The 14,705-nt window shown below is 61.1% G+C and carries 1 protein-coding gene; it reads left to right on the forward strand.

Annotation, left to right across the window (positions count from 1 at the left end):
- The first annotated feature begins 83 nt into the window (after window positions 1-83).
- Window positions 84-14,267, forward strand: coding sequence for a YDG domain-containing protein (locus H663_RS21895; protein ID WP_116695778.1), 14,184 nt, complete (start codon window positions 84-86; stop codon window positions 14,265-14,267).
- Window positions 14,268-14,705 lie beyond the last annotated feature (438 nt).

Here is a 14,705-nt window from a genome sequence, read left to right on the forward strand (position 1 = left end):
ACCAAAATCAACAATAGTGACATTTGTTAATTAATTAAATAATTTTCACAAGTCGCCATCAAGTCCACTTTTGGTGTTCAAAAATGAATTCGAATTTATTCAAGACCGTTTTCTCTCAACGCTTGGGCGCATTGATCGCTGTCGGTGAACACACCAGCGGCCAGGGCAAGGCGACCGGTGGCCGGGTTGCTGGTCAGGTGCCACTGTGGCGCGGTGCCGTGGGCGGCGCTCGTTACCTGGGCTTGGTGAATTTAGGATTTGCATTCGTATCTTTGGCCTGGGCGGCCCCGGCCAACAACGCCCTGCCCACGGGGGGCCAAGTGGCCCAGGGTGCAGCGGCCATCAGCCAAAGCGGCACCAACATGGCCATTGCGCAAAGCACGGCTCGCGCCATCGTCAACTGGCAAAGTTTTGATATTGGCAAAGATGCCAAAGTCAACATCATTCAGCCCAACGCACAGGCCGTGCTGCTCAACCGCGTCACCGGTGTGGCCCCCAGCCAGATCTTTGGCCAGATGTCGGCCAATGGTCAGGTCGTTTTGGTCAACCCCAACGGTGTCACTTTTGGCAAAGACGGCTCGGTCAGCGCCGCAGGCCTGACGGCCAGCACGCTCAACATTTCAGACGCCGACTTCATGGCCGGGCGCAAGCGCTTCACCCGCGACGGGGCCACCGGCGAAGTCGTCAACCAAGGCACACTGACAGCAGCCCCCGGTGGCTATGTGGCCCTGCTGGGTGCCAGTGTGAGCAACGAAGGCCAGATCTACGCCCCCCAGGGCAACGTGGCTCTGGGCGCAGCCGATGCCATCACCTTGCCCATGACAGGCACGGGCCGCATCAAGATGGAACTGAGCCCTGCGGCCATCAACGCCTCGGTGGCCAACCAGAAAGGCGGCACCATCGTCACCGAAGGCGGTCAGGTCTATATGCAAGCTGCCGCAGTAGGTGGCGTCCTAGGCCATGCCATGGCCAGCGTGCTGCAGTCCGGCAGCATTGACACCTCGGGCGAGCAAGGCGGCGCAGTGCACCTGCTGGCAGACGGCGGCACCATCAAGGTGGACGGCTCCATCACCGCCAACAGCACCGGCAAAGACGACAAAGGCCAAGCGCGCAAAGGCGGCGACATCATCATCGGGCGTGACGAAGAAACCGGAGTGCTGGCCCAGCGCACCGATGTGAGCGGCGCGCTGCTGGAGAGCAAGAGCGGATTTGTGGAGACTTCGGGCGCTGATTTGAAAGTGGACGGCATCTCCGTCAAAGCCAAAGACTGGTTGCTGGACCCGGACAATATCGACATCACGGGTGATGCAGTTGAAGCCACCACCGGCTACTCCAAGATCAAAGCCTCCGACATTGCGACAGCTTTGAATGCTGGCACCAGCGTGACCGTGGCCACCACTGCAGCCAATCAAGTCAATCAACCGGACTACAAAGACACGGCGGGTACAGGTGCTGGCTCAGCAGTCACTGGCGACGGCAATATTCTTGTCAACGCCGCCATCGTCAAATCGGGCGCTAACGACGCCAGCCTGACCCTCAATGCCGACAACGGCATCACTGTGAATCAACGTATTGGCAAAGCCAGTGGCGATACAAGCTCCACGGGCAAGCTCGACGTCACCATGACCGCATCTGGCAATGCCGCTACGGTCACCGACCGCAGCGGCCTGACTCTCAATAACGTGATTGATGCGGGCGATGGCCATGTGATCCTCACAGGCACTAACAGCAACACCAACACCGGCAGCCGTGGTGTGAACTTCAACAATGGATCGGGCATCACCGCCAACACCATCACGGTGACAGGCACTGCTACCGGCTCTGCCCAATGGAACCAAGGCATGCTTTTTTCTGGCACCAGCAGCTTCAAGGCGACCGGTACAGGCAGCAGCGTGATCAGCGGCATCAGCAGCAGCGCAACAGATGCCTTCACTGCAGCGGTTATTTTCAACGACGGCTCTAACGTCACATTGGACGGCGGCACTGGCAGCTTGACCCTGCAAGGCACACACACCGTGACAGGCTATAGCGGTATCCGCTTTGGTGCCACTAGCGGCAGCAGCACCAACCCCAGCTTGACGACCCGGGGCAACGTCACTTTAGGCACGCAAGACGCGAGCAATGCCAGTTTGAACGCGGGCTTCTTCATGCGAGGCGGTTTGATCACTGCCGATACAGGCACCTTGGCCATCAAAGGCCAGGGGACAGGTAACGGCGTTACCTTATTTGACGGTTTTAGCACCATCAAATCCAACGGCGGATCCATCGCGCTCAACGGCGTGGCCACCACGAACGGAAGTGGTGTTTACTTAGTTAGTAATTCGGTGGGTACATTGAACAGCGGTGCTGATGTTTCAATCACCGGCACAAGTGCGGGTGCCAACGCTGGCGTTCAGTTCAACAGCGGCAATGTGCGCGTTTACGGCAACAACGTCACCATCAATGGCACAGCCAACACCGCCAGTGGCCAAACGGGCTACGGCTTTTACAGCGTCCTCGGCCCGTTCATTGGCAACACCATCACAGCAGCTGGCAATTTGTCGATCACCGGCACCGTGAACGGCGCAGGCTCCGGCACAGCCATTGCTCACGTCGCCACCAGCTGGCAAAACCGAGTCAACGCTTACACAGCAGGTGGCACCCTCAGCATCACCGGCACCAACAACGCCTCTGCTGCCAACACCAGTACCACCATCACCATGGCTGGTGTCCAAGCTAAGGCAGGTGGGGACCTTACCGTCAGTGCCACCACCAACAACGCCGCCACAGACGCGATTTCGATTTATTCGTCCGCTTACTTGTCAGGTGCCGCCGCTCCAGGCTATATCGGCGGCGCATCTTCATTTGAATCTACAGGCGGTAACACCACCCTCAAGAGCAATCAGGGTTCGATCCTCATTCAAGACGGTGTCCCCAACACGGTGACCTCTACGGCCATCAGCGGCAAGAACGTGATCATCGACAACACGGGCGGCACGTTCGCAGGGGGCGTTTTCACGGCAGGCACGGGTGTGTCCACATCCACTGTCCGCTCAGGCGTTCAAATCTCCGATGGCTTGGCAGTCAGCGACCCGAATCTGGCCAGCAACCCAACGCTGCGCACCATCACCGCGACTGACGGTGGCCAGATCGTTTTGAGCGGCAAGAAGGCAAGCACTTCGGGCAGCGGTGTTGTAATCAGCAGTGCCGCAGCTTTGTCAGCAGCCAACATCACCATCAACGGCGAAAACACCGGCACATCCGACGCTGCCATCAACATCAGCAGCTCTGCGGCCAAACTCACTGCCACAGCAGCCGTCACACTGACCGCTGGCGGCACCGGCTCCGGCACCTCTTTGGTCGCCGCAGGCAACATCGCTGTGGGCACACAGCTCCATGTCACCACACCCGCTGCGGGCAGCATTTCAGGCGTCATCAGCGGCGCGGGTTCCTTGCTCAAATCAGGCGCTGGTCAGCTCTCCCTCACTGCGGTGAATGGCACCACCTACGGCACCAACACTTTTTCAGGCGGCAGCACGGTCAGCCAGGGCACGCTGTTGCTGGGCCACGGCGGGGGCAATTACAACAGGACGGCCGGTGCTGGCGCCATTGTGGTGGGCGATACCAACACCGGCAGCAACAATGTAGCCTTGTTGCTGGAAAAGGGCGTGCCGGACAACACCTCTGGCCCCTTGACCCGAGACATCACCTTCACCAACAACGGCACAGGCACGGCCACTTTGGGCACCACGGTGGGCATTGCCGGTGATGCCAATCGCGGCTGGACAAGCGCCAACAGCAAAGTCACCTTCTACCGCGACATCCTGATCAACGACGCCACGGCAGACCGGTTCACGCTCGATGGCCAGTTCACGGGCACGGGCAACATCACCTTTTCGGGCACGCGCATCACCATGAGCACGCTCACAGGCAACGGCATCTCGGCCAACGACTTTGTGGGCGATGTGACCATCAGCTCTGGCACCATGCTGCAAGCCAGCGCCAAATACATCCTGCCCAGCACCACCAATCTGACCAACAACGGCAACTTCAGACTTCTCAATGGCAGCGACCAAACCATTGATGCATTGAACGGGTCGGGCACCATCACCACAACGGGCAGTTTGCCCACCACCGTGAGCGTCGGCAACCACAACGGCAGCGGCAATTTCTCGGGCACCATTGTGGGCGTCACACCGCTTGTGAACCTGGTCAAAAACGGCACCGGCACCCAAATCCTGAGCGGTGCCAACAACTACGCGGGCACCACGGTCATCAACGCTGGCACACTGCAAATTGGCAACGGCGGCACCTCGGGCAGCATCGGCACCGGGGCCATCACCGACAACGCGGCCCTGGTCTTCAACCGCAGCGACGCGGGCCTGGTGGTCAGCGCCAAAATCTCGGGCACCGGCACCGTCACCCAAGCAGGCACGGGCACCACCATCCTGTCGGCGGACAACGACTGGAGCGGTGCCACCACCATCAGCGCGGGCACCTTGCAAGTGGGCAACGGCGGCACCACCGGCACGCTGGGCACCTCGACCACCGTCACCGACAACGGCACGCTGGCCTTCAAGCGCAGCGACAACATCTCTGCGGACCTCAAAATCACCGGCACCGGAGGCCTCACGCAAGCGGGCACCGGCACCTTGACCCTGCTGGACTCGGCAGCGCTTTACGGCGTCAACGATTACAGCGGCGCCACCACCATCAGCGCGGGCACCTTGCAAGTGGGCAATGGCGGCACAGCAGGCAACCTGGGCACCGGTGCCATCGTGAACAGCGGCACCTTGGCCATCAACCATTCAGACGGCGTCACCCTCAGCCAAGCCATCAGCGGCGGGGGTGCCTTGACCCAATCAGGCACGGGCACCACCACGCTCACGGGTGCCAACACCTACAGCGGCACCACCACCATCAGCAGCGGTATCTTGCAAGTGGGTGACGGCGGCACCACGGGCACATTGGGCACGGGCGCAGTCATTGACAACGCCTCTTTGTTCTTCAGGCGCAGCGACACCCTCTGGGTCGGCGGCGTCATCAGCGGCACCGGTGCCATCACCCAAGCAGGCACCGGCACCACCATCCTGGCCAACAACAACACCTATGCGGGCACCACCACCATCAGCAGCGGCACGCTGCAAGTGGGCAGCGGCTTCAGCACCGGATCTTTGGGCACGGGCGACATCCTTAACACCGGGGCCCTGGTCTTCAACCGGGGCGATACGGGGCTGGTGGTCAGCGCCAAAATCTCGGGCACGGGCAGCGTCACCCAAGCGGGCTCAGGCGGAACCACCACACTGACGGCAGACAACGACTGGAGCGGCACCACCACCATCAGCGCGGGCACCTTGCAAATTGGCAATGGCGGCACCACCGGCACCTTGGGCACCGCCACCACCGTCACCACCAACGGCACCTTGAGCTTCAGACGCAGCGACAACCTCTCGGTCGGACTGAAAATCACGGGCAACGGCGGCCTGACACAAGCAGGAAGCGGCACACTGACCCTGATCGATTCGGCCGCGCTCAACGGCGTCAATGACTACAAAGGCACCACCACCATCAGTGCGGGCACGCTGCAAGTGGGCAACGGTGGAACCTCGGGCAACCTGGGCACCGGCAACATTCAGAACAACAGCAGCTTGGTCCTCAACCGCTCGGACACCTTGACGATCAACAGCGGCATTGGCGGCTCGGGCACCCTGGCGCAATCGGGCACAGGCACCACCATCCTGGCGGGCAACAACAGCTACGCGGGCACCACCACCGTCAACACCGGCAGCTTGCAAATCGGCAACGGCGGCGCCATTGGCTCCTTGGGTGTGGGTGCCGCATCGGTGGCCGCCAACGCCAACCTGAGCTTTAGACGGTCTGACAACTCCGTGTCGATCAGCAACGCCATCACCGGCGCAGGCAACCTCAACTTTGTGGGCACCGGGGTACAAGACCAAAGCTCCTATAGCCTGTCTGCCAACAACAGCGCTTTCACCGGCAACATCTCCATCACTTCGGCGCGCCTGAACGTCAGCGCCGCGACCCAGGTCGGTGCCACATCCCCCATCACCGTGAACAGCGGTGGTCAATTGCTGGCGAACGGCAGTATCACACTCAACAACCCGCTCTCGCTGGCGGGCACAGGCTGGAACGAAGGCTCAGGCCTGATTGGCGCCTTGCGCATGGTCGGCGGCGTCAATTACGCAGGCAACATCACCCCTGCCGCAAACACACGCATTGCCACCTATGGCAACGGAATAACGGGCACCATCTCGGGGGTGATCAGCGGCGACAAAAACATCGAGTTTTCCTCTCAGGCTGGCGTCGGCACCATCACGCTGACGGGCAACAACACCTACACAGGCACCACCACCATCAGCTCGGGCATCTTGCGCATTGGCAATGGCGGCACCACAGGCACGCTGGGCACCGGGGCCGTGGTGGACAACGGCACCTTGACATTCAACCGCAGCGATGCCATCACGGTGGCCAACGCCATCAGCGGCACTGGCGCCCTGACCCAGGCGGGCACAGGCACCACCACGCTGACGGCCAACAACACCTACAGCGGCACCACCACCATCAGCACCGGCACGCTGCAAGTGGGCAACGGCGGCACCACCGGCACCCTGGGCACGGGTGCCATCACCGACAACGCCGCCTTGGTGTTCAACCGCAGCGATGCGGTGTCCGTGGCCAGCGTCATCAGTGGCTCGGGTTCCCTGACCCAATCGGGCACAGGCACCACCACGCTCACGGGCAACAACACCTACACCGGCGGCACCACCGTGGCCACAGGCATGCTGCAAATTGGCGACGGCACCAACAACGGCCAGATCGGCTCAGGCACCGCCAACATCGCTTCAGGCGCCACCTTGAATTTCAACGTCAGGCCCTCCAGCTCCGCCAACTACAGCACCACCAACACCTTCACCGGAACCGGCACGCTTCAAAAAACAGGCGCAGGATCGCTGACCTGGAGCTCGGCTTCTGCGACGTTTGCCATGACCGGCGGCTTGATCGACGTGCAAGCCGGCACCTTGATCGGCTCCAACTTTGGCAATGAAGTCTGGACCAACAACAAAGCGTCGCTGAATGTCGCCACCGGTGCAACCTTCCAGGGTGTTGAAGGCAACATCTTTGTGGATGCGCTGACAGGGGGCGGCACGGTCAGTTCAGGCTTTCCGGGTTACGCCTATAACTTGACCGTGGGGGTCAACAATGGCTCGGGCACTTTCAGCGGCGTCATTCAAGATGCCAACGGCGCCCCCGCCAGACTGAGCAAAACAGGCACGGGCACACAAACATTGACCGGCACCAACACCTACACCGGCGTCACGACCATCAGCGGCGGCGTGCTGCAAGTGGGTGACGGCGGCACCACAGGCACCCTGGGCACAGGCGCGGTCACCGACAACGCCGCCTTGGTGTTCAACCGCAGCAACGCACTCACCGTGGCCAATGTCATCAGCGGCACAGGCACCCTGACCCAGTCGGGCACTGGCACGACCATCCTGACCGGCAACAACAGCTACGCGGGCACCACCACCATCAACACGGGCACCTTGCAAGTGGGCAGCGGCAGCACCACCGGCACCCTGGGCACCGGTGCCGTTGTTGACAACGCCAGCCTGGTCTTCAACCGCTCCAACACCCTGCTGGTGACCAATGCCATCAGCGGCACCGGTACCCTGAGCCAGACCGGCACAGGGACCACCCAACTGAGCGCCGACAACAGCTATGCAGGCACCACCACTGTCAGCGGCGGCACCTTGCAAGTGGGTAACGCAGGCAGCACCGGCACGCTGGGCGCAGGGGCTGTGACGCTCAGCAACAACGCCAACCTGAGCTACGTGCGCTCGGCGGCCACCACCGTGGCCAACAACATCTCGGGCACAGGCAATGTGTCAGCCACCCTCACCGGCGCGGCCAGCGACCTGACGGTAGGCAACACCATCAGCCTGACCGGCGGCACCGTCAACCTGGTCACCGACGGCAACTTGGCCGTCACCCAAGCCATCAGCACCACCAACGCCACCAGCGCCGCCGTGTTTTTGGTGGCAGGCAAATCGACCGCCGCAGGCACCGCCACCGGTGGCGACGTGAGCCTATCGGGCAGTGGCGCCGTGAACGTGGGCACCGGCGGCCGCATCACCTATGCAACAGGCTCACTGACAGGCAGCACAGGCCTGGGCGTGGTCGCGGGCAACAACCGCTACAACAGCGACGAAACCACCACCAACTACGCCACAGCACTCGGCGCGGGTGCCCATGCCATCTACCGCGAACAACCTCTGGTCACCGTGCAGGTCAACAGCGCCAGCAAAACCTATGACGGCAACACCTTCAGCGGCGGCACATTGAACAACAGCCTGGCCGCAGGCAGCCTGGTCAACGGGGACACCTTGGCGGCCGTGACGGCCAACACCACCTATGGCGGCTCCTCCCAAACTGCCAAAAACGCCTCGGCCACGCCTTACGTCATCAGTGCCAGCGACACCGGCGGCACCGGCAGCAATCTCAATGCCCTGGGCTATAGCGTGTCCTACACCAGCGGCGACCTGACCATCAGCCCAAAAGAAGTCAGCCTGGCCGCTGCCAAAACCTATGACGGCTTGACAACAGTCAATGGCACGCAACTGAGCATCACCACCGGCGTGGGCAGCGAAACCCTGAACTACACCGGTGCCACCATCGCCAGCAAAAACGTGGCCGACAACAGCAGCAACTATGTCAATGCCCTCACCCTGACCGACGGCACCGGCCTGGCCAGCAACTACAAAGCGCCGGATTTGACAATCGCGGCAGCAGGCAAAAACACAGCCACCCTCACGGCCAAGTCGGTGACTTTGGACAGCATCAGCGCCGCCAGCAAGACCTATGACGGCACCACCACCGCCGCCATCACGGCAGGTGTCATCAGCGGCACCGCTGCGGGCGAAACCTTGAGCGTCACGGGCACAGGCGTGTTCGCTGACAAAAATGTCGCCACCGGCATCACCGTCAACGTCACTGATGTCACGGTCCTGATCAAGGCCAATGGCACCGGCGACTGGTCCAACTACACACTGAGCACCACGGGTGCCGCCACCACCACCGCCAACATCACCCAAGCCACCTTGCAAGCAGCCCTGACCGGCACGGTCGAAAAAACCTATGACGGCACCACAGCGGCCACCAACCTGAGCAACAGCCACTTTGCTCTGACCGGCTTTGCAAGCAGCGAAGGCGCCAGCGTCTCGCAGGTCAATGGCAGCTATGCCAGCAAGAACGCGTCGGACAACAGTGGCACCGGTTCGGTTTCGGCCACGCTGGCTGCTGGCGACTTTGCGGCCGCTTCGGGCACTTTACTGAGCAACTACCAGTTGCCCACTTCGGCCACCGGTCTGGTGGGCAAGATCACGCCTGCGCCTTTGACCGTCAAGGTCAATGACACCATGGCCTTTGTGACGCAAGACGCCAGCCTGGCCACCGACAACGGTTTGAGCTACACCGGCTTTGTCAACGGCGAAACGGCCGCGACCGCCTTGACGGGTTCGCCCACTCGCACTTACACAGGCGCCACCTACCCCGTGGCGGGCACCTACACCGACGTGTATGGCTTGAGCGCAGCACCCACGGCCAACAACGGCAACTACACCGTCACCGTCGCCAAAGGCAAGCTGACCGTGGCCCCTGCTGACAAGTTGCTGATTGGCATTGGCGGCAAGACCTATACCTATGGCAGCTTGACCGGCACCACCGCCGGGGCCAGCGCCGACGCGGTCACGGCCCAGTATTGCCTGAGCGGCGACTGCAACGTCGGCAGCCTGGTCAATCTGAGCATGACCGCTTTGGGCAATGGCAATTGGCAGGCCACCGACAGCACGGGCACCTCGGTCGCGTTCTCCACCCTGATCGACAGCACCGGCAAGCTGTCCACCGGTGGCTTTGTGAACGTGGGCAACTACACCTACGATGCCTCATCCGTGATCATCACGCCGCCCAGCAATGTGAACTTCAATGACCGTGTGGTCAACGCAGGTGTGCTGACGATAGCGCCCAAGGTGTTGACACTCAGCGCGGCTGACGTGAGCCGTGTGTATGACGGCAGCACGGCCTTGACGGGCCGCGCCCTGAACACCACCGGTGTCATGACCGCTGACGTGGTGAACGCCAGCAGCACAGGCGGCAGCTTTGACAGCAAAAACGCAGGCAGCCGCAACTACACCTTCACCGGCCTGAGCCTGGGCGGCGCTGACGCAGGCAATTATGCCTTCACCGTGAGCACCGTCACCGGCACGGGCAGCATCACACCCAAGGCCGTCACGCTGGTCGCAGGCCCGGTGAGCAAGACTTACAACGGCAATACCGACTTCACCGTCACGCAGGCCGACCTGGACACACTCAGCGGCCAGTTGATCACGGGCGACACCGTCAGCAGCGCGAGCATCAGCTACACCGACAAAAATGTTGCACGCGATGCCAGCGGCGCTGTGTTGAGCAACAAGACCATCACGCTGGACAGCGTGACGCTGAGCGACGGCAACAGCGGCGGTAACTACACCGTGACGCGCCAGGGCAACAGCGCGAGCAGCATCACACCCAAAGCGGTCACATTGACCAGCATCACCGCGGCCAGCAAGACTTATGACGGCAACGACACCGCCAGCATCACCGCAGGTGCCATCAGCACCGGCGTCGGCTCTGAAACGCTGGCCATCGCTGGCACAGGCAGCTTCAGCGACAAGAACGCGGGCAACAACAAAACGGTCACCGTGGCCGATGTCAGCACCTTGACCAAGTCAAATGACTTGGCCACCGGTGGCGACTGGGCCAACTACAACTTGACCACCGTCGCGATGACCACCCAGGCAGACATCGCCAAGAAAGATGTCACCCTGAGCAGCATCACCGCGGCCAGCAAAACTTATGACGGCAACGACACCGCCAGCATCACTGCGGGTGCCGTCACCACCGGCGTCGGCTTTGAAACGCTGGTCATCAGTGGCTCGGGCAGCTTCAGCGACAAGAACGCGGGCAACAACAAAACGGTCACGGTGACCGATGTCAACACATTGACCAAGTCGAATGACTTGGCCACCGGTGGCGACTGGGCCAACTACAACTTGACCACCACCGGCGCCATGACCACCCAGGCAGACATCGCCAAGAAAGATGTCACCCTGAGCAGCATCACCGCGGCCAGCAAGACTTATGACGGCAACGACACCGCCAGCATCACCGCAGGTGCCATCAGCACCGGCGTCGGCGCTGAAACGCTGGCCATCGCTGGCACAGGCAGCTTCAGCGACAAGAACGCGGGCAACAACAAAACCGTCACCGTGACCGACGTCACCTCTTTGACCAAGTCAAATGTCACGGGCACCGGCGGCGACTGGGCCAACTACAACTTGACCACCACCGGCGCGATGACCACCCAGGCTGACATCAGCAAGAAAAATTTAACGATTAGCGCCACGGCTTCAGACAAAACCTATGACGCCAACACCACGTCCACAGCTTCGCTCTCCAGCGACAAGCTTTCGGGCGACAGCCTCACGCTGGCACAAACCAGCGCTTCGTTTGACACCAAGAACGTTGGCAACGGCAAAACGGTCACGGTGTCAGGCCTGTCCATCAGCGGCACCGATGCGGGCAACTACAACCTGACGAGCACCAGCACGAGCACCACCGCCAACATCACCAAGAAGTCCATCAGCCTGAGCGGCATCACCGCGGCCAACAAGACTTATGACGGCAGCACGACTGCCACAGTCTCTGGCACGAGCGCTGTCTTCAATGGTCTGATCGCCAGCGATGACCTCACGGTCACCAGCACCGGCACTTTCAGCGACAAGACAGCCGCCACCGGCAAAACCGTCACTTTGACCAACACCTTGGGCGGCGCGGATCTGGGCAACTACACCGTCACCGATCAGGCCAGCACCACGGCCGACATCGACAAAAAGGCCATCAGCCTGAGCGGCATCACGGCGGCCAACAAGACTTATGACGGCACCAACGCGGCGACCGTCTCTGTGGGCACGGCTGTTTTCAATCACCAGATCAATGGCGATGACCTCACGGTCAGCAGCTCCGGCACCTTCAGCGACAAGGCAGCGGCCACAGGCAAGACCGTCACCCTGAGCAACACCTTGGGCGGCGGTGATCTGGGCAACTACACCATCACCGACCAGACCAGCACCACAGCCAACATTGACAAAAAGGCCATCAGCCTGAGCGGCATCACGGCGGCCAACAAGACTTATGACGGCACGAACGCTGCGACAGTCTCGGTGGTCACGGCTGTTTTCAACAACCAAATTGCAGGCGATGACCTCACGGTCACCAGCTCCGGCACTTTCAGCGACAAGGCAGCGGCCACAGGCAAAACCGTCACTTTGACCAACACCTTGGGCGGCGCGGATCTTGGCAACTACACCGTCACCGATCAGGCCAGCACCACCGCCGACATCGACAAGAAGTTCATCAGCCTTTCTGGCATCACTGCGGCCAACAAGACTTATGACGGCACGAACGCGGCGACGGTTGCCTTCGGCTCAGCGGTTTTCAACAATCAGGTTGCGGGCGATGACCTCACGGTCACCAGCACCGGCACTTTCAGCGACAAGGCAGCTGCTACCGGCAAAACCGTCACTTTGACCAACACCTTGGGCGGTGCGGATCTTGGCAACTACACCGTCACCGATCAGGCCAGCACCACCGCCGACATCGACAAAAAGGCCATCAGCCTGAGCGGCATCACGGCGGCCAACAAGACTTATGACGGCACCAACGCGGCGACCGTCTCTGTGGGCACGGCTGTGTTCAACAACCAGATCTATGGCGATGACCTCACGGTCAGCAGCTCCGGCACCTTCAGCGACAAGGCAGCGGCCACAGGCAAGACCGTCACCCTGAGCAACACCTTGGGCGGCGGTGATCTGGGCAACTACACCATCACCGACCAGACCAGCACCACCGCCAACATTGACAAAAAGGCCATCAGCCTGAGCGGCATCACGGCGGCCAACAAGACTTATGACGGCACGAACGCCGCGACAGTCTCGGTGGCCACGGCTGTTTTCAACAACCAAATTGCAGGCGATGCGATCACGGTGAGCAGCTCCGGCACTTTCAGCGACAAGAACGCCGCCACCGGCAAAACCGTCGCATTGACCAACACCTTGGGCGGCGCGGATCTTGGCAACTACACCGTCACCGATCAGGCCAGCACCACCGCCGACATCGACAAGAAGGCCATCAGCTTGAGCAGCATCACCGCAGCCAGCAAAACCTATGACGGCAACACCTCGGCGGTCATCACGCAGGTTGGCTTGACTGGTTTTGTGGGCGCTGAAACTCTGGGCGTCACAGCCACGGGCTCGTTTGACGACAAAAATGCCGGGTTGCGCACGGTCAACGTCAGCACGACCAACACCACACTGAGCGACGACCCTGCCTCGGGCGGCCTGACCGGCAACTACCAGCTGGTGGCAGGCAGCGTGGGCAGCGCGACCACCATTGCGCAAAAAGATGCCGTGGTGACCGCCAACAGCGACTTGAGCAAGGTCTACAACGGCACCGTTCAAACGGTTTCGGGCTTCAGCGCGACCGGCCTGGTCAATGGCGAAACCGCTGCTGTGCTGACTGGCGTGAGCGCAGGAGCCACGGGCAAACATGCAGGCACGTACAGCGCCACAGCCTCGGGCACTGACAACAACTACGCGCTGAGCTTCGTCGCGGGCCGTCTGGTGATTGCCCCCAAAGCAGCCACCGTTGCAGTCGCCCCACTCACCGCTGTGTCCAACGGCACCGTGTTCACACAAGCGCCTGCCACCCAGTCTGGCTTTGTGCCCGGCGAAGATGTGAAGGTCACGGGCCTGGCTTCGGGCATTGCCGCTGGCACCTACAACTCACAGCTCAACGTAGCACCTGCCAACAGCGCCACGGTGCTGGACAACTACCTCATCCAGATCGTCAACGCCGCCTTGCTCATCACACCCAGCACTGTCGCCACGCCAGCGGTTCGGCCTGTCTTTCTCAGCGGTCCCCCAAAGATGGCATCCCGCCTGAGTTGGGTCGGGTTTTCGGGTACGGGCACCAATGCATCGTCCACGCAAAGGCTCACTGCTGCCACAACCGCCTCTAGCGGCTCAGCGGCATCGGCCGCGGCAGTGGCAGTGGCGGTAGACAAAACCGCCTCCCCGCAAGCCTGTACCCCCGAGGGGCTGCAGGAATGCGAATGCGAAAACACATCCACCGAAAGTGTCGAAATTTGCCTGCTCCCGTTCTCCACGCGTTGACACCGCCGGATGGGACGCGAAGCCCGCAGGTCGTTACTCGCAGAGTCCGACGTTGCAACATCACCGCGATTGCGTGAAAGAGGTTGTAGGCATGACAAGCAAATGTCGGGGTCTTCGACCGCCGACCTACATGGGGAACGACCAAATGTCGGGGTTTTCGACCGCCGCCCTACATCGGAAAACGGTCCGCTTGTAGGTCGGTACTCGCAGAGTCCGACGTTGCCCGATCACCGACACGCGCAGATGAGGGCTCAACGGACTGGATAAACATTTTCAATTTTGATAAATTTCAGTTACTTTCATCAAAATAATGATAGGAGTACCCCAATTGGCTGATTACTTTTCGCATTCATTTCACCAAAATCACCAATAGTGATTGATCAACATAAATAAATACTTTCCACAAAGCGTTTGTTTTTGTTCTTTTGGTGTTCAACA

The organism is Limnohabitans planktonicus II-D5, from assembly GCF_001270065.2.
GTDB classification, from domain to species: Bacteria; Pseudomonadota; Gammaproteobacteria; order Burkholderiales; family Burkholderiaceae_C; genus Limnohabitans_A; species Limnohabitans_A planktonicus.